The 25,285-nt window shown below is 50.2% G+C and carries 23 protein-coding genes; 5 read left to right on the top strand and 18 right to left on the bottom strand.

Annotation, left to right across the window (positions count from 1 at the left end; translation table 11 throughout):
- Window positions 1–8 precede the first annotated feature (8 nt).
- Together HMPREF9370_RS01430 and HMPREF9370_RS12555 are read left to right on the top strand one after the other, a co-directional pair.
- Window positions 9–1,661: an ArnT family glycosyltransferase gene (locus tag HMPREF9370_RS01430; RefSeq protein ID WP_009115474.1), complete on the top strand. Its 1,653-nt coding sequence runs from the start codon at window positions 9–11 to the stop codon at window positions 1,659–1,661.
- A gap of 281 nt (window positions 1,662–1,942) precedes the next feature.
- Window positions 1,943–4,234 (top strand): NosD domain-containing protein, encoded by a 2,292-nt coding sequence (locus HMPREF9370_RS12555; protein WP_009115473.1) that lies wholly within the window; start codon window positions 1,943–1,945, stop codon window positions 4,232–4,234.
- Between the two features lie 87 nt (window positions 4,235–4,321).
- Here the strand turns inward: HMPREF9370_RS12555 and gnd are convergent, their stop codons facing one another.
- The 3 genes from gnd to HMPREF9370_RS01410 form a co-directional block, all read right to left on the bottom strand.
- Window positions 4,322–5,770 (bottom strand): decarboxylating NADP(+)-dependent phosphogluconate dehydrogenase, encoded by a 1,449-nt coding sequence (gene gnd / locus HMPREF9370_RS01420; protein WP_009115472.1) that lies wholly within the window; start codon window positions 5,768–5,770, stop codon window positions 4,322–4,324.
- 233 nt (window positions 5,771–6,003) lie between these two features.
- Complete coding sequence (locus HMPREF9370_RS01415) at window positions 6,004–6,939, bottom strand: peptidylprolyl isomerase (RefSeq protein WP_009115471.1); 936 nt, start codon at window positions 6,937–6,939, stop codon at window positions 6,004–6,006.
- On the bottom strand, window positions 6,936–9,281 hold the full coding sequence (locus HMPREF9370_RS01410; RefSeq protein ID WP_009115470.1) for an LPS-assembly protein LptD: 2,346 nt from the start codon (window positions 9,279–9,281) through the stop codon (window positions 6,936–6,938). The genes HMPREF9370_RS01415 and HMPREF9370_RS01410 overlap by 4 nt, the downstream gene beginning before the upstream one ends.
- Window positions 9,282–9,342: 61 nt before the next feature.
- Between HMPREF9370_RS01410 and amgK the strand changes: the two genes are divergently transcribed.
- The 3 genes from amgK to HMPREF9370_RS01395 all read left to right on the top strand — a co-directional run bounded on the left by amgK (window position 9,343) and on the right by HMPREF9370_RS01395 (window position 12,924).
- A complete protein-coding gene (gene amgK / locus HMPREF9370_RS01405) occupies window positions 9,343–10,347 on the top strand; it encodes an N-acetylmuramate/N-acetylglucosamine kinase AmgK (RefSeq protein WP_009115469.1) in 1,005 nt (334 codons plus the stop codon).
- A gap of 133 nt (window positions 10,348–10,480) precedes the next feature.
- Window positions 10,481–12,022 (top strand): murein biosynthesis integral membrane protein MurJ, encoded by a 1,542-nt coding sequence (murJ, locus tag HMPREF9370_RS01400; protein WP_009115468.1) that lies wholly within the window; start codon window positions 10,481–10,483, stop codon window positions 12,020–12,022.
- A 344-nt stretch (window positions 12,023–12,366) separates the two neighbouring features.
- A complete protein-coding gene (locus tag HMPREF9370_RS01395) occupies window positions 12,367–12,924 on the top strand; it encodes an opacity family porin (RefSeq protein WP_009115467.1) in 558 nt (185 codons plus the stop codon).
- 85 nt (window positions 12,925–13,009) lie between these two features.
- Here the strand turns inward: HMPREF9370_RS01395 and murG are convergent, their stop codons facing one another.
- The 15 genes from murG to HMPREF9370_RS01325 form a co-directional block, all read right to left on the bottom strand.
- The gene (gene murG, locus HMPREF9370_RS01390) at window positions 13,010–14,077 is read right to left on the bottom strand and encodes an undecaprenyldiphospho-muramoylpentapeptide beta-N-acetylglucosaminyltransferase (RefSeq protein ID WP_009115466.1); all 1,068 of its coding nucleotides are present in this window, start codon (window positions 14,075–14,077) and stop codon (window positions 13,010–13,012) included.
- A 3-nt stretch (window positions 14,078–14,080) separates the two neighbouring features.
- Entirely contained in the window at window positions 14,081–15,241 is a 1,161-nt protein-coding gene (gene ftsW, locus HMPREF9370_RS01385; protein WP_009115465.1) for a putative lipid II flippase FtsW, read from the bottom strand.
- Window positions 15,242–15,380: 139 nt separating this feature from the next.
- A complete protein-coding gene (locus tag HMPREF9370_RS01380; protein WP_009115464.1) occupies window positions 15,381–15,815 on the bottom strand; it encodes a hypothetical protein in 435 nt (144 codons plus the stop codon).
- A gap of 131 nt (window positions 15,816–15,946) precedes the next feature.
- Complete coding sequence (gene murD, locus HMPREF9370_RS01375; RefSeq protein ID WP_009115463.1) at window positions 15,947–17,284, bottom strand: UDP-N-acetylmuramoyl-L-alanine--D-glutamate ligase; 1,338 nt, start codon at window positions 17,282–17,284, stop codon at window positions 15,947–15,949.
- Between the two features lie 173 nt (window positions 17,285–17,457).
- Window positions 17,458–17,748, bottom strand: coding sequence for a GIY-YIG nuclease family protein (locus HMPREF9370_RS01370; protein WP_009115462.1), 291 nt, complete (start codon window positions 17,746–17,748; stop codon window positions 17,458–17,460).
- A 203-nt stretch (window positions 17,749–17,951) separates the two neighbouring features.
- The gene (locus HMPREF9370_RS01365) at window positions 17,952–18,449 is read right to left on the bottom strand and encodes a group II truncated hemoglobin (RefSeq protein WP_009115461.1); all 498 of its coding nucleotides are present in this window, start codon (window positions 18,447–18,449) and stop codon (window positions 17,952–17,954) included.
- Window positions 18,450–18,465: 16 nt separating this feature from the next.
- Entirely contained in the window at window positions 18,466–19,548 is a 1,083-nt protein-coding gene (gene mraY, locus HMPREF9370_RS01360) for a phospho-N-acetylmuramoyl-pentapeptide-transferase (RefSeq protein ID WP_009115460.1), read from the bottom strand.
- Window positions 19,549–19,643: 95 nt separating this feature from the next.
- Complete coding sequence (locus tag HMPREF9370_RS12165; protein WP_169311356.1) at window positions 19,644–19,814, bottom strand: hypothetical protein; 171 nt, start codon at window positions 19,812–19,814, stop codon at window positions 19,644–19,646.
- Between the two features lie 25 nt (window positions 19,815–19,839).
- Window positions 19,840–20,160, bottom strand: a complete 321-nt coding sequence (locus HMPREF9370_RS01355) for a hypothetical protein (RefSeq protein ID WP_009115458.1) — start codon at window positions 20,158–20,160, stop codon at window positions 19,840–19,842.
- Window positions 20,161–20,207: 47 nt separating this feature from the next.
- Window positions 20,208–20,471 carry a hypothetical protein gene (locus HMPREF9370_RS01350; RefSeq protein ID WP_009115457.1) on the bottom strand — a complete coding sequence of 88 codons (264 nt, stop codon included), beginning with the start codon at window positions 20,469–20,471 and terminating at the stop codon, window positions 20,208–20,210.
- Window positions 20,468–20,908, bottom strand: coding sequence for a lipoprotein N-acyltransferase Lnb domain-containing protein (locus HMPREF9370_RS01345; RefSeq protein WP_009115456.1), 441 nt, complete (start codon window positions 20,906–20,908; stop codon window positions 20,468–20,470). Before HMPREF9370_RS01345 ends, HMPREF9370_RS01350 begins: the two co-directional genes overlap by 4 nt.
- 58 nt (window positions 20,909–20,966) lie before the next feature.
- Window positions 20,967–22,331, bottom strand: a complete 1,365-nt coding sequence (locus HMPREF9370_RS01340) for a UDP-N-acetylmuramoyl-tripeptide--D-alanyl-D-alanine ligase (RefSeq protein ID WP_040666758.1) — start codon at window positions 22,329–22,331, stop codon at window positions 20,967–20,969.
- Between the two features lie 58 nt (window positions 22,332–22,389).
- Window positions 22,390–23,553, bottom strand: coding sequence for a PIN domain-containing protein (locus HMPREF9370_RS01335; RefSeq protein WP_050795366.1), 1,164 nt, complete (start codon window positions 23,551–23,553; stop codon window positions 22,390–22,392).
- Window positions 23,554–23,608: 55 nt separating this feature from the next.
- Window positions 23,609–24,130, bottom strand: a complete 522-nt coding sequence (locus HMPREF9370_RS01330; RefSeq protein ID WP_009115453.1) for a M23 family metallopeptidase — start codon at window positions 24,128–24,130, stop codon at window positions 23,609–23,611.
- Between the two features lie 75 nt (window positions 24,131–24,205).
- Window positions 24,206–25,225, bottom strand: coding sequence for a hypothetical protein (locus HMPREF9370_RS01325; protein ID WP_040666756.1), 1,020 nt, complete (start codon window positions 25,223–25,225; stop codon window positions 24,206–24,208).
- Between the last annotated feature and the right edge of the window lie 60 nt (window positions 25,226–25,285).

The following is a 25,285-nucleotide window of genomic DNA, read 5'->3' as shown; positions in this document are numbered from 1 at the left end:
ATCGCATTATGCTGACCTATCTGCCCCCCGATCAACGCCCTCCTGCCCCTACTTATGAGAAACCGTGGCTGCTACTGCTACTGGTATTTGCTTGGTTGTGGCCCGGCGTGTTTTCACACGATTTATGGAATCCTGCCGAACCTACGGTTAATGCCTCCATAAATGAAATATTGGCCGGCGGGCGCGCTTGGCTGCCTACTGTATTGGGCGAACCGCTTTACAAAGTATCGCCCGTATATATCTGGCTGGCTGCAGCCTGCCGCCAACTCTTTTCCCCTTGGCTGGCAGATGCTTATTCCGCCTCCCGATTCGCCAGCGTAATCTTTACCGTTATCGGCCTGACAGCCTCCGGCATGGCAGGCTTCCATTTACTTGACCGCCATCAGGGGCGCAGCGTGGTGCTAATAATGGTCGGCTCGGCAGGCTTGATTGGCGCGGCGCATATGTTAGGCGGTATGTCGGTGCAATTTGCAGCGCTGGGCTTGATTCTATATGGATTTGCACTGGCACGTACCCGCGTTATTATGGCCTCCTTGCTCTTGGGTATCGGGCTGGCATTACTTTCACTTTCTGCCGGCTATTTAGTACCGTTGGCTGTTGTGCTGACCGCAGTTTCTTTGCTGTCGAGCACGCATTGGCAACATAAACGGTACTATATTTCGCTTTTCGGTGCGCTGGCAGTAGGCTTACCGCTGATGGCGGTTTACCCTTCCGCTTTGTTTAAAACCGACCCAGTGGCATTTGAAACATGGCGTTTGTATCACGCGTTTGGCAGCTTTGGGGGATTTGAAAACTTCCGTGTAGCATTTAGCGCGGGATATTATCTTAAAAACCTGTTATGGTTTGCCTTCCCCGCTTGGCCGCTGGCTATTTGGACACTTTTGCGCGGCGATCTGGCAAAAGAGCCATGGATGGCGCTTTCTTTAGCATGGCTGGCTGAGATGGGACTGCTGTTAGCCGCAGATCCGTCGTCTCATCAAGATAATTTGCTATGGATTCTGCCACCGCTCGCGCTTTTGGGTGCCGCCCGACTCGACAGCCTGCGACGTGGCCCTGCCGCTTTCCTCAACTGGTTCGGCATCATGACTTTCGGCTTAGCCGCCGTGTTTCTATGGATGGGCTTTTTTGCTATGAATTATGGCTGGCCTGCCAAACTGGCCGAACGCGCCGCATATTTCAGCCCGTTTTACACACCTCATATTGCGCTGATTCCGATGCTGGTGGCTATTTTATTCAGCCCGATCTGGCTCTGGGCCATCACGCGGAAAAATATCCGCGGGCGACAGGCCGTAACGAACTGGGCCGCAGGCATGACATTAGTATGGGCTTTGTTAATGACCCTGTTTCTCCATTGGCTGGACCGGGCAAAAAGCTACCGCCCTGTGGTTGAGCAGATGGAAGCTGCCGCACCGGCTGATTTACAGACAGGCACAGCATGCATCAACATTCCTAAAAATGAACACACCGCGCGGTTGGCATGGGGCGAATACAGCCGCCTGCCTTTGCGCATTCAAGATGAAAGCTGCACCTACAGGCTTGTCCGTACCCGTACTGATGATACTCCGCCTTCCGGCTGGCAGAAAGTATGGCAAGGCAACCGCCCGCGCAGCAAAGAGATGGTTTTTGTGTTAACGAAAAAGTCTAACCATACTGAACACTGATTTTTACGACAATTAAAATACATAATCAATGCCTGTCTGAAAATGTTTCAGACAGGCATTGGTTTTTCAGAATCTATAGTCAAATCAATCCGCTTATGCCCGCCTGAAACCGACTTTCAAAAAAATAGCGCATGATTCACATAGACTTACATAATATCGGGATACACTATATAGTCAATTAACTTAACTTTTGCTATATAAGTTTCACGACCATACATCGCCCGCTTTTTTAAATGGCGACACTTTAAATTAATAAAACCAACAGGTTACATGCCAAGCCTATGTTTTTCTTATCCATGCCGATTGATTTCTATTTTGAAGCCTACCCTGCCGTAGCGGTCACTACTGCTGAATCTGCTCAAACCTTCGCAACCAGCCACATCCCTAAGGGGCAACACTTTAAAATCGTTGCCAACCTCGGTGAAGCACAAAAAGCCGTGCAAGACCCAGCACTGCGTTACCTGATTATCAGCGATGGCGAACATCATGCCCTGTTTCAAAAAGACGGAAACGGCGATACCGGCGCAGGTCTCGGCGGCTGGAGTGCTTATTTTGCCAAAGCCGGTTATGTACCGGCTGCCGCTTTTTACAGCGGCAGCGGCGAAATTTCAGCTGCCGTCAATAAGGCTATGATTTCCGCGAAAAAAGCAGGATTAGGTGTGAAACTGGGTGTAAATCAAACGTACACCAGCGAATCTCAAATCAAAGTTTTGCACGGCGTAAAATATCTGCATGGCAACGGCAGCACCATTCAGGTTGGCGCCAGTGTGCGTGAATCAGCCGTAAAATTTGAAACCGGTTTGCAAAACTCAACCATAGACGGTTTGGTGCTGAATATGAACAACCGCCCCCTGAGCGGCATTCTGGCACAAGGCACGCAGCACACGACCATCAGCAACAACACGGTTTACAACACCGGTGCCAATGACAAAGCCGCCATCTCCATTACCGGCGTTTCCAACCCCAACAACCGCTTGAGCACCAACAACGTATCCATCTTAAACAACCGAATCATTATGCCCGGCGGCAAAATGGAGCGCGGCAGCGGCGGCACGGCCATTTACGTGGGCGGCTATCCCATAGCGCCCAAAAGCAAAACTCAGGCCGAGCGACGCTTGTATGAAGCAGCGGCAAAAGATGTGCCTGCCGGCCAAGACTTAGGCCGCTGGAGCCTTTACGCCAAAGGCAACGGCAAAGTAGCGGAAACCAATCCGGAAGCCAAAGCAGCCAATATCACCATTCAAGGCAACTATATCGACGGCGGCCGCTACGGCATCGGATTTAACGAAGTGAGCGGCAACAGCACCATCACCCACAACTACCTTACCAACAATACCCGCAACATTTCCCTGCAAAACAACGTGTTTAATGTCGCCATTAAAAACAACCTGCTCAACGACGCCCTATCAGCCGGTGTGTTACTGGGCTACAACGCCGATCACAACACCATCAGCGGCAACATCATCTCCAGCACCCGCTTTATCGGCCAAGCATTAATCATTGCCGTGCAAGGCAGCAACCACAACACCATCACCCGCAACCACCTTGATGCCGCCAAACCATCAGGCAGGCATGAACCGGGTAAATGGCTGATTTACGCAGGCTCTGATGCCAGCGATAACCACATTACCGACAACATCATTTCCGGCTCCGCCAAAGGCAGCGCACTGGGCTTGGAAGCCATTTGGGACAGAGCTTCCGCTTCAGGCGAACGCGCTGCCTATGCCACCGGGCTACCGATACACTACAACGGCGGCAACGGCAGCACCAAAAACGTAAGCATCTCCGGCAACATCATCGCTCCTTCCTTTGCCGCTGCACCCGTGTTGTATGTGGGCGCCGACACATCTAAAGGCTGGAACAAAAAAAGCAGCGACGGCTCATTCGATTTCCCGGCTAGAAACATCATCGGCCACATCACCGGCCTAAGCCTGAAAAGCAACATTATTTTAGGCACACAAGGTACGCACTTCGGCGAGCTGATCCGCAAACATGAAAACGGCGGCGCAACGGTAAACGGAGGAAAGAAACTGGAGGGCTTGCAGATTGGAGAAAACGGCATCACCCGCCGCAATCATACTGTATATACTATTCACAACCACAGCTTAAACGGCAAAGACAACACCTTGATATTGATGGGCAACCAAACTATCAACGGAAGCGGCGGCGCCCAAGATGACATAATCACCGGCAACGCCCAAGCCAATGTATTAAACGGCGGCGCCGGCAACGACACTCTGGACGGCGGTTACGGGCATGATGTGTTAACCGGCGGCGCAGGCGCGGACACGTTCGTGTTCAGCAGCAAATTGAGTGATACGGAAAATGTAAATATGCTGGCGGACTTCAACCCGAAAGAAGGCGACAAAATCAGCCTGCACCCCGCACTAAGCGGCGGCAAACCGCCGGCAGTTTGGTTTGCCAAAGCAGGCTCGGAAACGTTTGCCACGCGCGTTATCCAAAAAGGCAATGCCCTCTATTACGATGCTGATGGCAGCGGCAGCGCATTCCAACCGGTAAAATTCGCGGTTTTGCCTAACAATTTCCAACTTAATACAGGACATTTCAAATAGCCTTTAATAAAACAATGCCTGTCTGAAAACGTGTTTTCAGACAGGCATTGTTGTAAGAAAGCTTAAACAGCCATATGGCTTTGAAACTTATACATGATATGTAGTTGAAGCCGCATCGCCGCCTTTTCCGGTCCAGTTGGTATGGAAAAATTCGCCCCGCGGTTGATCTGTGCGCTCATATGTGTGCGCGCCAAAGTAATCACGTTGGGCTTGCAGCAAGTTAGCAGGCAGACGCTCAGTGGTATAGCCGTCGAGGAACATAATGGCTGAAGCCATGCAAGGCATGGGCAAACCGGTTTCAATGGATTTTGCGACCACTTTACGCCATGCAGGCAAGCATTGTTCCAAAATGCGTTTGAAATAAGGGTCGGCACCGAGGAAAATCAAATCAGGATTGGCTTCGTAAGCATCACGGATATTACCCAAAAATGCGCTACGAATGATGCAGCCCTCGCGCCAAAGCAGCGCGGTTTTTCCGTAATTCAACGACCAGTTATTGATTTCGCTTGCTTCACGAATCAACATAAAACCTTGTGCATAAGAAATAATTTTGGAAGCCAGCAAAGCTTGGCGCAAAGCCTCCACCCATTCGGCTTTATCGCCTGCAACAGGCCGGATGGTTTTGTCAAACAGCGCGTGCATTTCGCGACGCTGCTCTTTAAATGCAGACACACAGCGGGCAAACACGGCCTCACTGATTAAAGTGAGCGGGATACCCAAATCCAACGCGTTGATACCCGTCCATTTTCCTGTGCCCTTTTGGCCTGCGGTATCAAGAATTTTTTCAACCAGCGCTTCGCCGGTTTCATCTTTGAAACCGAGAATATCAGCAGTAATCTGAATCAGGTAAGAATCCAACTCAGTTGTGTTCCATTGGCTGAATATTTGGTGCATTTCCTCGTAAGACATGCCCAAGCCGTCTTTCATAAACTGATAAGCTTCGCAAATCAGCTGCATATCGCCGTATTCGATACCGTTATGCACCATCTTCACAAAATGGCCGGCACCATCGGCTCCCACCCAATCGCAACAAGGCTCGCCGTTTGACGTTTTGGCGGCAATCGCCTGCAAAATCGGCTGTACATGCGGCCATGCCTCGGCATGGCCGCCCGGCATAATCGACGGGCCGTTGCGCGCGCCTTCTTCTCCGCCGGAAACGCCGGCCCCAACAAATAAAATGCCTTTTTCAGCCAACTCGTGTGTTCGGCGGGTGGAATCAGGATAATTGGCATTACCGCCATCGATAATGATGTCGCCTTTATCCAAAAGCGGTACCAATTGCCGGATGAATTCGTCGACCACAAAGCCTGCACGAACCATCAGCATGATTTTTCTGGGTTTTTCCAGCTTTTCAACCAAATCTTGCAGGGAATAGGCTCCGATAACCTGGGTGTTTTGTGCGGCGCCTTTGATGAATTCGTCTACTTTGGAAGTGGTTCGGTTGTAGGCAACAACTTTAAAGCCTTTGTCGTTCATGTTGAGAATCAGGTTCTGGCCCATGACAGCCAAACCGATTACACCAATGTCGCCTTTCATTGTTTATCCTTGTATTTGTGAAGCCTTAATCCGTCTTGAACAAGCGGATGCTTAATTTTTAAGCTGCCATAATGCAGCTTTCTTAAGGCGATACTTTACCTTATTCGTGCTTATTACTACAAGATTTCTTCTACTTTTTTGTTGTTTTACAACATGCTTTTTTATTTTCCTTCCCTTTAATTAGGCAAATGCCTGTCTGAAATTTTTTCAGACAGGCATTGTATCAAACCGACCTACTGTACACGGATATCAATATAAGCGTTTTTATGCAGATCCTGCAGCAATTGGTAAGTGGCATTCTGGGCTTTTTGTTGCTCTAAAGCGCGGCGTACCGCCATATGGGAGCGCTCTTCGGGTGTACCGGCTTCACGCACCTCGTTCAGCTTAACGATATGCCAGCCAAATTGGGAACGTACGGGTGGGCTGACTTGGCCGGGTTTAAGCTGATGCACGGCATTTTCAAATTCAGGCACCATTTGACCGTCGGTAAACCAACCCAAATCTCCGCCAGCTGCTGCGCTGCTGTCTTGCGAATATTGGCGGGCCAGTTGGTCGAAGTTTTTACCGCTGCGCGCCTGTTGCCAAATTTGACGAATGGCCGTTTCTGCCGTCGGGTCATTCTGGCCTGCTTTCACCAAGATATGCTGTGCACGGTATTGGCGGATGGCTTCGCCTTCGGGCAGCACCTGGCCTTTGGCTTGTGCATCGGCAATCGCTGCCTTCACTTCGGCATCGCTGACGCGGGCATTTTCTGCGGCAACTTGCTTCTGCACTTTATTGGCGATGATGCTGTCTGCCACGTTGCGGCGCAAGGCATCGCGGCTTAAACCGGATGTGGCATACAGTTTTTCTACGGAAATTTTGCGGCTGGCAGCCGTTTGCTCAATCACATTATCAATTTCTGCATCTTCCGCCACGATATTGCGGCGCTTGCCTGCTTGGGCCACCAACGACTGATTGATTAATTGGGTGAGCACTTCTTTGCGGTGATCCGCATCGCTCATACCTTTCGGCTTCACACTGCGCGCAATCGCGGCTTGCAAATTGCGCTGGGTAATCACGTCGTTATCGGCGATAGCGGCCACGCCGTCAACATATTTAATGTCGGCAGCTTGGGCGCCGATGGCGGTAGCGGCCACTAAAGCCAGAATCAGTTGTTTTACTTTCATTTTTTTATCACCTCGTTGCTTTGGCTGTAGCCGGGAATCGCGCGGCTCAGCTCGTTGTAGGGGTTACTGCCGATATTGCTTAAATCTTTCAGCTGGAGATTGAGAAACACAGCGTTTTTGTATGTACTGTTTTTAGCCGAATCCAAACCGTTTACGTAACGCTGAGCCACCACGCTGGCGCTCCAGCAGCCGCAGCCGCTTTTGTATTCCAGCCCGACAAGCTGCTCCAGCGGTTTTTTCACATCCAAGCCGTAATTAAAGCGGGCAACGGCATAAAGATTGGGGCGTAACGGCCATTGTGCGGCCAGATCAACCTGCCTGAGCTTTTCATACACATATTGCGATGTGCCGTCGGCGTTTTGCTCCAAATAAATCGGTTCGTAGCGGCCATATTTATAACGGGCGCTCAATACCTTGCCTTGCTCGGGATTGTAGCGCAATCCGGTGTCGATATTGTCGAAACGCTCTTTGTTTTGATTATAATGCACCAAGGCATGGCCGCTTACGGTATCGGTGATGCGGCCGTGGCCGAACGCTATCCAGTCGGAACGGTTGCGCGGATGCTCTTCAACACGCCCGCTCAAAGCCACGCTGTCGGTGGTGAAATAAAATTTCTGCCCGATACCGGCACGGAAGCGTTCTACGCCGGTTTGCCGGTCGAGGTAACGGGTTTGTATGGCGGTGGTCAAACTGTTGGATGAATTGATGCGGTCGTTGCCCGAATAAAGGTTTTCACGGAACAGTTGCTCGTAGCTGAAGCTATTTTCCGACGAATCAAAATTGGGCAAATCATTTTGCGACTTGGTGGGAATATAGTTGTAAAACAAGCGCGGTTCCAGCGTTTGCACATAATCTTTACCCCACAGCGAAGTAGGCCTCTCGAATGTCATACCTGCATCTACATTAACCACCGGCAGCACTCGGGAAGCTGAACGGCTGTTGCTACCGCCAAATGCATCAAGATTGTAATGAGTGTAGTGTACGCCGACTTTAGGCGTCACAAAGCCCCAATCATTATGGAAGTTCCAGCTTGCGCTCGGATAAATCACTATACGGTTGCCCGACTGCTTGTCGTCATGCTGGAAGCGGGTAAACTGACCGAACGCATTGAATTGCAGATTGCCGAAATTCTTCTGCCAGCGGGTACTCAACCGCGGCATCAGTGCATAAGGTTCGTCTTTGTAGCCGTTAGCATTGGCCAGCGTTTGGTATTTTTGCACAGTAGCGTAGCTATCGAGCGAGCCGTTGAGCAAGCGCATATTGTGGTTCAGCCATATCTGGCGGTTGAGGTTGACATTGGTGGCAATGTCGTTTCTGCCGTAAAAATCGCGGAAATAGTCGTCGTCTGAAACTTGGTTGAAATCCACGCCCGCGTTCACGGACGGAGTGATGGTTTGCTGATGCTGCCATTTGGCATGATAGCGGTTGTTGTGATCGCTGCGTCTATCGTTCGGCATCCAAGTTGCAGAAGTTTCACCGCGCAGTTTCGGCGTGAGATAACGGAATTCACCGCGCAATTTCGCACCTCTTCCTGAAATCAGGCCCGGCGCAAGCGTTGCATCATAGTTCGGCGCCAAGTTGAAATAATAAGGCAGCTCGACTTCCGTGCCGTCTGAGCCTATTTTTAAAGTAGGCACCAACAAGCCGCTTTTCCGGTTGCCGTTAAGCGGGAAATCTGCCCACGGCGTGTAAAGCACCGGCACACCGCCGAATACCAGTCTGGCGTTTTTGGCTACGCCTACACCTTTGTCGTAGTCCGCCTCAATACTGCTTGCCGCGATATACCAGCTTGCATCACCGCGCGAACAGGTATTGAATTTGGTATTGTACAAAACGTATTGGTCTTTGCCTTTCAATTCAGCTTTCTCGCTGACCGACTGCAGACGGCGGCCTTCGTGTTCGGCTTCAAGGCGGGCGTTCTCGGTAGAGCCCGTACCTTTTGCAAGATTGTATACAAGCTTTTTACCGGTTACAGTCGAACCGTTTTCATACAGCACAAAAGAGTCGCCGGCGCGCACGATATCGCGGGTTTGGTCGTATTCCACCCATGCCGCATTGAGCACTTTATCGTTATGCTCCACGATGACATCACCCTGCGCCGCAACAGCAACCTTGCTCTGCCCTTGCACTTTATCCGCCGTGATTCTTGTGTAATCGGCAGGCAGCTTTTCTTCGCCGCTGGTTTTTACCTGCGGTTTTTCTCCGGCGGCTGCTCGGATTTTTTCCGGATCGCAGCGCAGGCAAGTTTCGCCCAAAGAAAGGTTATCGGCATGGACCGATCCTGCGCTGAAGGCCATGCCTAAAGCGAGTACAACGGGTTTTAGTGTAAACAAGCGTGCCAAAATATCACCTTAAATCGGTTTTGCCAGTTAAAATAGCATTTATTTTAACCCGAAAACACCTATGCAACGAGAAAACGAATTAAAAAACTGGTTGGAAACGGTTTATCCTGCCGATAAGTTTACCTTGTCTTTTGCTGCTGCGGATGCGGATTTCCGCCGCTATTTCCGCGCCGTATTCGACGACGGACACAGTATTGTCTGTATGGACGCGCCGCCCGATAAAATGAGCGTGACGCCTTATCTGAAAGTGCAAAAGCTCTTTGATATGGTGAATGTGCCGAAAGTTCTGCATGCGGACGAAGCGCAAGGGTTTGTTGCGTTGAACGATTTGGGCAATACCACATTTTTAACCGCCATGCAGATTGACCCGAGCGAAGCAGCGCATAAGGCGCTTTTGCTGGAGGCAATTGACGAGCTGGTGGTGTTGCAGCAAAACAGCCGCCAAGGCGTGCTGCCGGAATATAACCGCGAAGTCATGCTGCGTGAAATCAACTTATTTCCGGAATGGTTTGTGTCCAAAGAATTGGGCAAGGAATTGAATTTCAAGCAGCGCGGCCTGTGGCAGCAAACGGTGGAAACGCTGCTGCCGCCGCTTTTGGCACAACCTCAGGTTTATGTACACCGTGATTTCATCGTGCGCAACCTGATGCTGCAACCGGGCAAACCGGGCGTATTGGATTTTCAGGATGCGCTTTACGGGCCGATTTCTTATGATTTGGTATCGCTACTGCGTGATGCGTTTATTGAGTGGGAAGAAGAATTCGTGCTGGATTTGGTGATCCGCTACTGGGAAAAAGCCCGCGCCGCCGGGCTGCCCGTGCCCGCCCAATTTGACGAGTTTTACCGCTGGTTTGAATGGATGGGCGTTCAGCGCCATTTGAAAGTGGCCGGTATCTTCGCCCGCTTGTACTATCGCGACGGCAAAGACAAATACCGCCCCGAAATCCCGCGCTTTTTGAATTATCTGCGCCGCGCCTCCCGCCGCTATGCCGAGCTTGCCCCGCTGTACGCGCTCTTGGTGGAACTGGTGGGCGACGATGAACTGGAAACGGGCTACACTTTCTAAGCCTGCCCGTCCGGCTTAACAGCCAATGCCTGTCTGAAAGCCTGTTTGACACGTTTTCAGACAGGCATTGGTAATCAACCAACCATTTCAGCCAATCATCATTAATATTGGCTAACCTAATCCTCACAGCATCATGAACTTACTCAACGCGCTGGCCAAAGTCAGCAGCCTAACCATGGTATCGCGCATACTCGGCTTTATACGCGATATGATTATTGCACGGGTTTTCGGCGCTTCGGCGGCCACCGATGCTTTTTTTGTGGCGTTCAAACTGCCCAATATGTTGCGCCGCATCTTTGCCGAGGGCGCATTCTCGCAGGCTTTCGTGCCGATTCTGGCCGAATACAAGCAAACCCGCTCGCCCGAGGCAACACGCGATTTCGTGCAACATGTGGCCGGCATGCTCACTTTTGCGCTGACTGCCGTTACCGCCATCGGCGTGTTGGCCGCGCCGTGGATTATTTATGCCACCGCCACCGGTTTTGCCAAAACGCCTGAAAAAGCCATGTTGGCTTCCGACCTTTTGCGCGTGATGGCACCTTATATTCTCTTTATTTCCCTCTCTTCTTTTGTCGGCTCGATTCTGAACACTTACCATAAATTCAGCATCCCCGCGTTTACGCCCACGCTTCTGAACATCTCGTTTATCGTGTTCTCGCTGTTTTTCGTGCCCTATTTCGACCCGCCGATTATGGCTTTGGCATGGGCGGTGTTTGTGGGCGGTCTGCTGCAATTGGGCTTCCAGCTGCCTTGGTTGGCCAAACAAGGCTTTTTAAAGATGCCCAAGCTTGATTTTAAAAATGCCGCCGTTATCCGCGTGGTTACCAAAATGGGGCCGGCCATTTTCGCTGCCAGCGTTACCCAGATTTCCCTGATTATCAGCACCATTTTTGCTTCGTTCCTGCAAACCGGCAGCGTAACTTGGATGTATTATGCCGACCGCTTAACCGAGCTGCCCACCGGCGTGCTCGGCGTGGCTTTGGGCACCATTCTGCTGCCCACGCTCTCAAAACACGCGGGCGGGCGCAACCCGAAAGAGTTTTCCAAACTGCTCGACTGGGGTTTGCGCCTGTGTTTCCTGCTTTCCGCGCCGGCTGCCGTGGCCTTAACCGTGCTGGCCTTCCCACTTATTTCCACGCTCTTCATGAGCAAAGGTTTTACGGTTTACGACGTTACCATGACGCAAAAAGCCTTAATGGCCTACTCATTCTGTGTGGTTGGCCAGATTATGGTAAAAGTGTTGGCACCGGCATTTTATGCCCAACAAAACATCAAAACACCGGTAAAAATCGCCCTTTTTACGCTGGTTGTTACCCAATTGATGAACTTGGCTTTCGTCGGCCCGCTGCAACACGTCGGCCTTTCGCTCGCCGTAGGATTGGGCGCCTGTTTGAACGCGGGCTTGCTGTTTGTGCTGCTGCGCGTTAAAGATATTTACCAACCCGCCAAAGGCTGGGCATCCTTTCTATTAAAGCTGGCAACCGCTTTACTGGTGATGGGCGGCGGCTTATGGGCTGCAATGAGTTATCTGCCTATGGATTGGGTTAACGCCGGTAGCGGGCGCAAAGCCTTACAGCTTCTCGGCTTGATTGTGCTGGGTGTAGTGCTTTATTTCTCAACTTTAGGTATATTGGGCTTCCGACCGCGAGATTTCAAACGCTCCGAATTACAATGATAAAATGCCTGTCTGAACCATTTTCAGACAGGCATTGCTTCAACCTGTATCGCCTTTACCACATCATGCACGCCTCATAGCTCATCTTACAGCTTTCCGCTCCATTTTATTTTTCTCTTTCAATTCAACAAACTAAAAAATAAAATCATTTAAAATAATTTCAATTAGTAATAATCAGCCACTTTTACCTTACTTTAACCAAAGCGCAGCTCCAACAAGCTTTTTCTCTTTTACCATTTCCTTATAATTGATTCTTCATAAATTTCACGGCTGAAAGGCTCGGTTTACCAGCCTATCGCCGCTTTCACCCATTCCGCAACACACCACGTTATAAGGAAAACATCATGAAACATACTTACCACAAAACCGCTTTGCTGCTCGCCGCATTAACCGCCGTTTCCGCTCCAGCCTTGGCTGCCGGAGACAAAGGCTTTTATGTACAAGGCGATTTGGGCGTTTCACGCGTTAAAGCCGACGCCAAAGTGTTGGAATTCAAAAAAACCGGCCTCACACCGCGCATCAGCGCCGGTTATGACTTCGGCACCATCCGCGTTGCCGCCGATTACACCCACTATCAAGACATGAGCGCCCGCCAAAACGGTTTGAACGCCGAAGTAAAAGCCAAAAGCGCCGGCATATCCGTAGTTTACGACATGCCCGTTTCAGACAATTTCGAGTTTTACATGGGCTCGCGCCTGGCAATGAACAACATCAAAATGGACGCTTCCCGCGCAGGATACCGCGCCGCCTCTGATGAAACCAAATTCGGCTCAGGCTTTTTGGCCGGCGGCGCTTATCAGTTTAACGACAACCTGACGCTCGACGTAGGCTACCGCTTCAACCGCCTGGCTGCTGATTTCAATGCGCATGAAGTGAGCGCCGGTTTGCGTTATCAATTCTAAACCGCCTTTAATCAAAATGCCTGTCTGAAAAAATTTCAGACAGGCATTTGTTTTGTATAGCTATATAGCATGAGGAACAAACCCACTAATTAGCCACGTGCACCGCAATATCCGCCACATCATCCGCACTATGCGGCATGGCCAGCGTGCGCGCGTTCTTTGCCCAAGTCAGGCACTGTTCGCGCGTGAGGCCGCCGAGAATAGTGGCAAGTTTGTCTGCCGTGAGCTCGTTTTGCGGCAGCAGCAGGCCGGCATCGGCTTTTACCATAAAACGGGCGTTGGCGGTTTGGTGATCGTCAACCGCATGAGGATAAGGCACCAGCAACGCGCCTACGCCGGCGGCGGTCAGTTCGGCAATCGTCAGCGCGCCGGCACGGCAGATGACCACATCGGCATGGCTATATACTTTTACCATGTCGTTGATAAATTCCCTGCATTCGGCTTCTGCACCATGTTTGGCATATGCCGCCTGCAAAGCATCCAGTTTGCCGCGCCCCGACTGATGATACACAATCGGCCGCTTTTCCGGCGGCAGCATACCCAATGCGGCTGGCACGGTTTCGTTTAATACTTGCGCGCCCAAGCTGCCCCCCACCACCAATACTTTCAACCGGCAGTCGCGCTTGGCAAAACGCGCCTCCGGTTCAGGCATACCGGAAATTTCGGCACGTACGGGATTGCCCACCAAGCCGTCGGGCGCGTCAAATGCCTTCGGGAAGGCATACAGCACACGGCGCGCCCAGCGGGAAAGCATCTTATTCGACAAACCCGCCACGGCATTTTGCTCGTGTATCACCAACGGCACACCGGCTAATTTGGCCGCCACTCCGCCGGGAAACGTTACAAAGCCGCCGAAGCCAATGGCACAGGCGATATTGTGTTTTCGAATAATTTCCTTCGCTGCGGAAACGGTTTTCATCAAGGTAACAGGCAGCATCAGCTTGCGCTTGAAGCCGTTACCGCGCACGCCCTTAATGGCCAGCGTTTCCAAAGGAATATTGTGTTGCGGCACGATGCGCGTTTCCATTGCATCTTCGCTGCCCAGCCACACCACTCTGTGCCCGCGCTTTTGCAAAGCCTGCGCTACCGCCAGCGCGGGGAAAATGTGTCCGCCCGTGCCGCCTGCCATCACAAGAAAAGTTTTACCGCTCATGTTTTATCCTTCAATTTTATAGCCGCGCATTTTCTGGCGGTTTTCAAAGTCCACCCGCACTAAAAGCGCCATGCACACCAGCATCACTATCACTGCAGAACCGCCGTATGACATCAGCGGCAGCGTCAACCCTTTGGTGGGCAGCAAGCCGATATTCACGCCGATATTGAAAAAACTTTGAATGCCGAGCCAAATACCGATGCCTTTGGCAACAAATGCGCTGAAATAAAGCTCCAAATCCCTCGCCTGCTTGCCGATGGAAAACGCGCGCAACACCAGCCACGCATAGCAGCAAATCAGTGCCAGCATTCCGAAAAAGCCGAATTCTTCAGCGATTACCGCCAGAATAAAATCGGTATGCGCTTCGGGCAGGTAAAAGCGCTTTTCCAAACTCGCGCCCAACCCCACACCAAACCACTCGCCGCGTGCAATCGCCATCAGGGCGTGGGCAAGCTGATAACCTTTGCCCATCGGGTCTTCAAACGGGTCGAGAAACGAGGTTATCCTCGCCATACGGTAAGGCGCCATCACAATCAACGCGCCCATCCCGATCACGCTTACCGACACAATAATACCAAACCATTTGAGCGGCAGCCCCGCCAAGTAAACCAAACCGAGGAAAATCGCCGAGGCCACCACAGTTGAGCCGAAATCCGGCTCCATCATCAGCAGAAACAGGCCTATCACCACCGGAAGCCCCACATACCACACTTTTTTCAAATCGCGCAGAATCTCGGAGCGGCGCGTGAAGAAGCTGGCCAGATAAAGAATGGTGGTAAGCTTGAATACTTCAGAAGGCTGCACATTAAACGGCCCCAGGGCAATCCAGCGTTTGGCGCCGTTAATCTCCCGCCCAAACAGCACCACTATTAGCAACGTCAAGCTAATCATCAGCAACGCGGGCGTTGCCTTTTTCCACAGTTGCATGGGCACTTGAGTGGCAGTAACCCACGCCAACACAGCACCTATGCCGACAAAAATCATCTGGCGTGTTAAATAATGCCACTGGCTGCCGCCATCGTGCCCGGCATACGCAACGGATGCCGAATAAATCATCATCATGCTGAACGCCGTCATCAGCACCACCACCCAAATTAAATTCTGGTCGTAGCGGTAGCCTTTTCTGAGGATTTTGCGGTCGAGAAGTTTGGATTCGGTAATCATGATACAACTTAATCTAATTTGAATAATCGGTGTTCAGACAGGCATTGGCAAGATTAGACATACAATGCCTGTCTGAAAAAACTACTGTCGTTATTTAAAGAGTTTTTTACCATCGAAGAGTTTCAGACAGGCATATTAACTATGCCAAAGCTTTCTCAGATGATCTTCTTTTAGGCAGCAATGCAGAACAAATAAGTGCCGAGCCGCCGCCTGCCACCACAAATAACAAAGAAGCAGTGCCCAAGCAAATGCCAAACACGCCGGCAAACAGCATGCCCAGCACAGTCATGACGGCGCTGCCCCAAATGCTTCTGAACAATCTCAAGCCCATCACGGCAAAACCTGTCATCATGGCCGGCAAAGCACCAACCAACCAGCTAGCCAACATAAAAATGCCTAAATCTTGAAAATACAAATTGCCGGGCAAAAGCTCGTGATAAAACAATCTGGTGATGAACACGACCACCATTCCCAAAGGGCCGCCGAAAAGGCATATAAGCAGCAGCAAAAGCAAATAATCCCGCTCTTCCAACGGTTTAAACGACTCTTTGGGTTGATGATTCACGACGTTCATTCAATTTTCCCCATCCCCTGCAAACATCGGATTCACCGAGGACATGAATGACATGCGCTTTATCTGCTTTCCTGCCCAACCGGTGTTTCTTTGTTTTAGTTTGTTTTTTTAAAAGGCCTGTCTGAAAACCCTTACAAAGCTTCAAACGCCTCAACAAACACCTGCGCCCGATGCGCATAGCCTTTGAACATATCAAAGCTCGCGCAAGCAGGGCTGAGCAAAACGATGTCGCCGCTTTGCGCCAGCTTGTAGGCCGTCTGAACGGCTTCTTCCAGCGTTGCGCAGTCAATCAAATCCACGCCGCAGCCGGTTAAATCGCGGCGGATAAGCGGCGCGTCCACACCGATCAGCAGCACGGCACGGGCTTTGTTGTGCAGCGCGGCGCGCAGGGGCGTGAAGTCCTGCCCTTTGCCCTGCCCGCCCGCAATCAACACCAGCGGGCTTTGCAAACCGGCAATGGCGGCGGCGGTGGCACCGACATTGGTGCCTTTGCTGTCGTCGATAAACGTGATGCCGTTTTTCTCGCCGACTTTTTCCACGCGGTGCGGCAAGCCTTTAAAGGTTTGAATGTGTTGCAGCAATTCGGTTCGCGGCAGGCCGACGGCTTCGCACAAAGCCAAAGCTGCCAACACGTTCGCCGCGTTGTGCAAGCCTTGCAGGGGAATGGCGGCGGTATCCAGCAAATCGTCCGCTCCGGCTTTCAGACGGCCTGCCTGAACGTCCGCCCAATAATCGGCCTGCCCTTCCAATGAAAACCATTTGATGTCGCGGTTCGGACGTTTCATGGCGCGGCACATCACGTCGTCGGCATTGAGCACCTGCACGCCGTTGCCGCGGAAAATTTTGTCTTTGGCGTGGGCATAGTCGAGCAGGTCGTCGTAGCGGTCGAGGTGGTCTTCGGAAATATTCAGCACCACTGCGGCATCGGCGGCAAGATGGTCGGTGTTTTCAAGCTGGAAACTGGATAACTCGAGCACCCATACGTCCGCCGCTTTGCCGTCGCGCTGCATATAGGCTTCCAACACGGGCGTGCCGATATTGCCCGCCACCACGGTGTCCAGCCCACATTTTTCGCACAGATAACCGACCAAACTGGTAACGGTGGTTTTGCCGTTGCTGCCGGTGATGGCGATGATTTTGTCGCTTTTGCCTTTCAACTCGTGCGCCAGAATTTCCACGTCTCCCAACACCACGCCGCCGCTTTGCTTGAACGCTTCGATTTCAGGCACTCGCTCGCTGATGCCGGGGCTGAGGGCGAGAATATCGAAGCCGTGCGCCAAAGCATCTTTCAGACGGCCTGCATAGCAGCTTAAGCCGTTAAACCGCTGCTTCAATTCCGCCTCGCGTTCGGGTTTCAGACAGGCATCATAAGCCGCCACCTGCGCGCCCTGCTGCTGCAAAAACGCAATCATCGAAACACCCGTGCCGCCCAAGCCGGCGACTAGGATTTTTTTGTTTTGCCAGTTCATTTTATTACTCTGAATATGTCCGTCATACTCGGGCTTGACCCGAGTATCTTGTTATCTGCAAGGCCGTCTGAAAAACCTCCCCCCTGATATTTGGGAGATACTCGGGTCAAGCCCGAGTATGACGGTACAGAACAAGCTTGTCTGAAAAGGTAATGCCTTTGGCGAATCAATCACTAACCGATTATTTCCTGCCACAAATCCCGCCAATCCGGATTGTTTTTTTCAATCAATTCAAGTTTCCACTTTCTCAACCAATGTTTCATCGTATGCTCGCGTTGAATGGCGCTTTCCATTGTTTTATGCAATTCATACCACACCAACATTTCCAAATTGTAGCGGTCGGTAAAGCCTTTTACGATATGCTGCTTATGCTGATAAGCACGCTGTACTAAATTAGATGTCACGCCTAAATACAACACGCCGTTTTTGCGGTTGGCCATGATATAAACGGCCGGCTGCTTCATGTTATATCCTTATTTTTCAATTCGCCGTTTGAACACTCTTTAACTGCCAACTGCCACACACCCGTCTCAGCGGTCGTCATACTCGGGCTTAACCCGAGTATCTTGTTATCTGTCAGGCCGTCTGAAAAACCTTTCCCTACCGTTTGGGAGATACTCGGGTCAAGCCCGAGTATGACGCGCTATTTTTATATCTATCATTTTTTTCAGACGGCCTCAAAAACCCCCTCCACCCCAAACGCCTTCAACACCGCCGCCAACTCCGGCAGCCTATCTTCAGGATTCCCCGCCATCGGCGGCATGGGAGGTGCGTATTCCGGTTCGTTTTGGTTGCGCATCCAGTCGGCCAACACAAACAGACGCAGCAGCAGCGGTTCCGCCCACTCGGGTTTAACCGACAATTCCTGCAAGGCTTGAGCGAAACAGGCGATCCATTGGTTGCGCGTGTTCATGCTTACGGCAAAAGGAAAATGCCGCTGGCGCAAGCGCGGATGGCCGTGCGCCTGTTCGTACAGCGGCGGGCCGCCTAGCCAGCCGCTTAAAAATTGAAACAGACGTTCGCGGGCATAATCCAGCGTTTCGCCGTGTTGTTCGCGCAGTTCGGCGTATTGCGGCTCCAAGTCCATCAAATCATAGAAGCGGTCGGTCAATTCCCGCACGCCCGCTTCGCCGCCCAATAAGTTGTAGAAGGTTTGTTGTGTCATCTCTTTTCAAACGGCCTCAACGCACTTTCAGCGTGCTCAAACCAATCAGCACCAGCACAATGGTAATGATCCAAAAGCGCACCACCACCTGCGTTTCTTTCCAGCCTTTTTGTTCGTAATGGTGGTGAATCGGCGCCATCAGGAAAATGCGTTTTTTCGTTCGTTTGTACCAGCTCACCTGCAACATCACGGAAATGGCTTCGACCACAAACAGGCCGCCCATAATCACCAGCACGAACTCTTGGCGGATAATCACGGCCACGGTGCCGAGTGCCGCGCCCAAAGCCAACGCACCCACGTCGCCCATAAACACTTGCGCGGGGTAGGCGTTGAACCACAAAAAGCCCAAACATGCACCACACATGGCCGCGCAGAAAATCACCACTTCGTTCGCGCCCGCCACATACGGCTGCTGCAAATAGGCGGCAAATTCGGAGTGGCCGCTGGCGTAGGCAAAAATCGCCAAACCGCCCGCCACCAGCACCACGGGGAAAGCGGCCAAACCGTCCAAGCCGTCGGTAAGGTTCACGGCGTTGGACGTGCCGACGATGGTTAGATAAGCCAACACCACAAAGCCGAACACGCCCAGCGGCAAGGCGACTTGTTTGAAGAAAGGCACAATCAGAATATTGTTGGCCGAATTCTGCGCCACATAAAACAGCAGCAAGCCCGCCGCCAGTGCCACGCCCGACTGCCACACCATTTTGAACCGCGCCGACACGCCGTTCGGGTCTTTATAAACCACTTTGCGCCAGTCGTCGTAAAAACCCAGCGCACCGGTAGCCAGCAGCACCAGCAGCAGAATCCAGATGTAGATGTTGCCGAGATTGCCCCATAACAGTGTGGACACGGTAATCGCAGTAAGAATCAGCGAGCCGCCCATCGTGGGCGTGCCGGTTTTAATCAGGTGGGTTTGCGGCCCGTCGTGGCGCACGGCCTGGCCGACTTTCAACTCGGTAAGCTTGCGGATGGTCCACGGGCCGAGCAGGAGTGAAAAGACCAAAGCGGTCAATGCCGACATCACGGCGCGGAATGTGGTGTATTGAAAAACGTTCAGCGCGGAAATCCAGTCGCTGAAGTGTGCTAACCATAGAAACATGGGGTTTACTTCCTTTTTTGTTGTCGTGTTTTTATGTTGTTCAGGCCGTCTGAAAAAGCTTCAAATATTTTCAAACCTGTTTTCAGACAGGCATTTTATTGATCGGTTTTGCGCTCCATCACGCATATCGGATAATCCCCGGGCTGCTTGCCGCCGCCCAAATCCAGACATAAATCATCATAAACATAGGCTTGGAATTTCATGCCTGCGTAAAAAGCGGCCATCAAAGCAGCGAGGAAAATAATGGTTTTGAGTATTTTGTTCATATTTAAGATTTTTGAATTTAATTTCCTATTCATCCAAAGGCATAAAAGCTTCGTCTTCGATAATCAGCCCTATTAAACCGTTTTCACAACGGATTTCGACAAACCGATCGGTTTTTCCATATTTTTCATTACCTAAAAAACAGACACTTCCTTTGGGTATCATGAAATCTACAGTTGATAAGTCCACCTCACCCGTATCAGATATACTGTAAGCCGCATCTGTACTGTTATATCCATGTACGTCTCTTAACGCTTTTACTTTGATTTCTTGTGAATGGCACGCACCCAACAGGAAAAATATCATGCAAAAGTATTGCTTCATTTGATGGGCTACCCAGACTTTCATTTAAAAAACTATCCGAGGCTGTTTTAGGCTATATCTCTCTAATTCATTTACTCCGCAGGCTTGAAGGCTTCGTCTTCAATGACCAGTCCTTTAAGCCCATTTTCACAACGAATTTCTACAAACCGATCGGTTTTACCATATTTTTCTTCGCCTAAAAAACATATGCTTCCCTTGGGAATAACAAAATCCACAAGGCTGTAAGCCGCATCTGTACTGTTATATCCATGTACGTCTCTTAACGCTTTTACTTTGATTTCTTGTGAATGGCACGCACCCAACAGGAAAAATATCATGCAAAAATATTTTTTCATTTTTTAGGATAAATCCTTCTTTTAATTACTCGAGGAGATTTATTTAAGCCATCCATTATGTCTGAAGGAGAAAGCATTCCACCTAAGCTCCAACGAGGATCAACTATAAGAATATCAGTTACACCAAATACATTTGCCATAGCAGAAGAGCAACTATTATTAATCAAATTGTATGGTTTATTATCTTTTCTCTGCTTTTGTATCTCTCTTAAAATTGCGTTTTTCTCTTCCTTAGTAACAGCCAAAGTATAGCCCCAAGTATCTCTATGCATTCTTGACTGTTGCCTAAGTACATAGTTTACCTTGTGGTCGACATCCCAAGCTCTAACCGCTCTTCCATAAACAGTTCCGTCAATATCAACTGCAACATGTCCAAATTGAGAACCCATATGCCGCAAACTTGAATCACTAACTAAGATTTCGACTGTTTCTTCCATAAAATACTCCACGCATAAATATAATTAAAGTGATAAATAACTAAAAACTGCTTACTTCTTATTTACTCTCATTAATCAACGCCTCAACCACTTCTTCCATCTTCATAAAGCGCGAGCCTTTTACCAACACATTCGCCCCTTGCGGCAAATCGTGTGCCAGCACTTGAATCAGCGGGTCTTTGTCGGCAAACCACAGGCCGTTGCCGCCGAAGGTTTCCGCCGCGTGTGCGCTGTCATTGCCGACAAAATAGGCCGCTTCGATGGCTTTGTTGCGTGCGTATGCGCCCACTTCGGCGTGCATGGCGGCGGTTTCGTCTTCGCCGAGTTCGCCCATATCGCCCATCACAAACACGCGCGGGGCGGGGAGTTGGGCGAGCACGTCGATAGCGGCTTTCATGCTGTCGGGGTTGGCGTTGTAGGTGTCGTCGAGCACGGTTGTGCCTTTGATGCCTTTTTTGATATTCAGACGGCCTTTGATGTTGGCAAAACCGGCGAGGCCGTCTGAAATTTCTTGCAGGCTCAATCCGGCTGCTTGGGCGAGCGCGGCGGCGGCCACGGCGTTGTGGACGTTGTGTTTGCCGGGCACGGGCAGTTTGACGGCGGCGCGCTGGTCGCCGCACACCAAATCAAATTCGCACGACAATGGATTCAACACGATATTTTCCGCATGGATACCGCCCTCTTCCGCGCCGAAAGTTTGGCATTTCAAGCCTTGTGTTGCGGCTTGGAAAACAGCGGCATTCGGGTCTTGGCAGGGAATCAGGGCGAGGCCGTCTGAATCCAGCCCTTGATAAATCTCGCTTTTGGCTTTGGCAATATCGCCCACGCCGTCGAAGCCGCAGCCGACATGGGCGCGCAGGGCGTTGTTGACGAGCGCGACATCGGGCTTGGCAATGCGGGTAAGCCCGGCCAACTCGCCGAAGTGGTTCATGCCCATTTCAATCACGGCATAGCGGTGCGCGGGCGTGAGCTTGAGCAGAGTGAGCGGCAGGCCGATATGGTTGTTGAAATTACCCGCCGTCGCCAGCACGGCCTCTTCGCCGAAACGGTGGCGCAACACGGCGGCCAGCATTTCTTTGACGGTGGTTTTGCCGGATGAGCCGGTAATGCCGAACACAAACGGGTTGATATTTTCCCGCCACGCGCGCGCCAAATCTTGCAGGGCTTTGAGCGTATCGGCCACTTTCAACGCACCCGGCAGCGCGGCGCAATCTTCACGCGACACCACGGCCGCGGCCGCGCCTTTTGCCAATACGTCTGCCACAAAATCATGTGCGTCGAAGCGTTCGCCCGCCAGCGCGAAAAAGACATCGCCGCTTTGAATATCACGACTGTCGGTAACGATACGTTTGACGGTTTGGTTTTCAGACGGCATCGGGAGGTTTATGGTTTGGCAGATAAAAGATAGATTTAAAGTATTCATCATTATTCAATTAATTTGTATTTTCAGACGGCCTGAAATATCGGAAAAATAGAGTAATTCAGCTTTTATATTGAAGTTTTCCATTTTCCACTTTGATATGCTTTTTAGTTTGCAAACGGGTAAGCAGCAATTCTATTTCACCGTCTTTTAAACCTAATGATTTTTCTTGCGATTTGAGAATATTACGCAAACCGCTTAATTTAGTCGGGCGATTCTTTTTACTCAGTAAAGCCAGTATTTTCTGCCAAACAGATGTATTAGGCTGATACGCTGTCATCTTCGACTCCGTTTGAGGCAACACTTCTATTTTTTCAGACGGCATAAACGGTGCATAAATGATTTTGCTTTGTTTTATTCTAATCAACTGCCGTTTTTCAAGGCTGCTGGCAAACTGCTGCATAGAATGACTATCTGCCTCAATACCGAAACCGGCCAAACTGCTTCGTATAACGTTGTATAGTTTTTCCAATGTTTTAGCCTTGCTCGATAAGGCTCTTTCTTCAATTTTTTTCAAAATAAATTCAGCATCAAGATGATAGGTCAGCAAACCATCAGGTTGTTTCTCTATCAAGCCTTTTTTCAATAATGCGGCTACCAGATTCTCAGCTTGTGTTTGACGCAATTCATCTGTGTAATTTGTCCATTGATCTGCCAAGATAATATTTTGAATCCTGCTGACCAAATTACCGTAACTGCGCGGCAGAAACGCTTGCGGTTCCCTCAACGCCTGCATGACCAAGAATAAATCTTTCGTCGAATAACCGCCCGATTGAATTTGATTTTCTGACGCGCTTTCCGCTGACCCGGCAGCAATTTTAGGAATCACAATTTCAGAAGGCTTAGATGTATTCGGCAGAAGCTGAATATCATCCAGACTGACCAGCCGCACTATCCCGTTTGCCAATCCGTTATCCTGTATATGTTCTATCAGGACATCATAGCCACCATCTTTGGAAAGAATACCGATAAGTGCCTGAGGATCTTGCTCGGTAATTTTGCCGAGATAAAAACTCAGGTAAAAATCCAAAGCATTTTTACCTGCTTTTGCTACACGCACAAAATGAACATTTTTACCAAAACGGCACAAAGATTCGCAAAGTTCCAAAGCAATGTTTTTCTGTTGGTTCACTCCAAGAAAAAGCCAAATATGGGTATTTTCTTCATTCAGCTTGTTTAAATTTTCCGGTCGAATGTTTTCAAAATCAATCAGTAAGTGATTCATAATTCCCCTTTTATTATTTAGTAACATTATTTATTTTATATATTTTTCAGACGGCCTATCTACTCTGATCAATCAACGGATAAGGATTCACCGCTCCGCCCGGCAGGTAAACACCGTAATGCAGATGGGGGCGGGTATTTTTAGCATTGCCGGTTTTACCGACATAGCCGATCACTTCGCCCGCTTTCACGCGGCGGTAGAGTTTGCGGCCGGCGAATTTGTCTAGGTGGGCGTAATAATGCCACGCGCCCGGGCCTTGTATGCCGATCACTTTGCCGCCCAAGCGGTTTTTGCCGAGTTTGGTAACAATGCCTGCGGTGGTGCTGCGTACCGGCGTGCCTGTTTTGGCGAAAATATCCACGCCTTCGTGTTTGCGGCCGCCGCTGCGCGGTGCATGCCAACTGTCGTCGAAAGAGTGGCCTTTAACGGGGTTGATCAGGCTTTGCTCGGTAGGTGCGGGCATGGCTCTGAGTGCGGCTAATTCTTGGGTTGGCCGCGGGGCGTGTTTGGTTTGGCAGCCCCATATAAAGACTAAGCCGATAACGCACAATATCCGGCCACTGTACTTCGACATCATTTGGTTAACATCCTTTCTTTTATTCAGACGGCCTTTGAGTTAGGAAGAGGCCGTCTGAAAAAGTTGCCTGTCTTACTACATAGTGTCCCGTATATGTTTCATTAACGTTTTCGGCGTAGCAAACGTTAATTCATACATACTGCTTAAGGCAGCGGCTTGGGTAGCTTCCAAATCCGTTGCCAATACGATAAACCGCTCGGCAGGCAGGTTCAGCCTTTTTTTCAAACGTACGTATTTTTCAATGTCTTTGCGGAACTCGCCCGACTTGCATTCAATAATCAACGGCGGCTGCCCAAGCGGCATAAACACCACATCCAACTCATAAATATCTTCATTGCCAAACTTGATTTTTACATTGCGAGCACAAGAAAAAGCATAGGCTTTGCCCCGCTGCTTGGCCTCGGTTAGCATTTTTCCCAAAACGTACCACTCCAGCCAACCACCGCTAAAGAAATGTTTGATGGCCGCAGCTTTTTGTAAATTCAACCGGATAACTTTTTCCTGTTTTTGATAAAAATATTTCGCAAACAATGTGTGGCTGTAAAACTGACGGCACAGATTATTGATTAATTGCGCATCTTTTTGCGCCATTTTGCCGACATCAATGTTGATGCCGGTATGGCTGTTGCGGTATGCCCATCCAATACGCCCTAAAATGTCTTTGGTAATGTGGTATTTATCGCCGATTTCTGCTGCAGCCTCATCGAAATAACCGCTCATATCCACTGCGGAATAATCAAACGTAGGCATAATATTTTGCTTAAAAAACCATTGTTTCAGCGGCTCATGCTGTTCTGCCGTAGCTAATACATCGGTGGCGGCAAGGTTTACACCTATCAATAAATTACTTTGCTCATGTTCCGCTTGCTGTGCTTGTTGCTGATTATGCTCTTCTGTGGATTCCTGCTCTTGGATTTTTAAAGCCTGCAACTCCCGATTTACCGCAAAATAACGCTCTAAAAGTTTTTGAACAAAAAACAAAGTGTCGTAAACCTTATTGGGTGCATGACATTTAGGACAACCTACTTCCGCCATATTCGGCTGCCAAGCATGTTCTGCCAAATATCCACATTTGTTGCAACGATAAATACCCATACGTTTTCCTTTCCGTTTTGTTTAGTGAGTTTTAAATATTTTTATTGTTCAGACAGCCTT

The organism is Neisseria wadsworthii 9715 (assembly GCF_000227765.1).
Classification (GTDB): Bacteria; Pseudomonadota; Gammaproteobacteria; order Burkholderiales; family Neisseriaceae; genus Neisseria; species Neisseria wadsworthii.
This window is presented reverse-complemented; position numbering and strand designations above follow the sequence as displayed.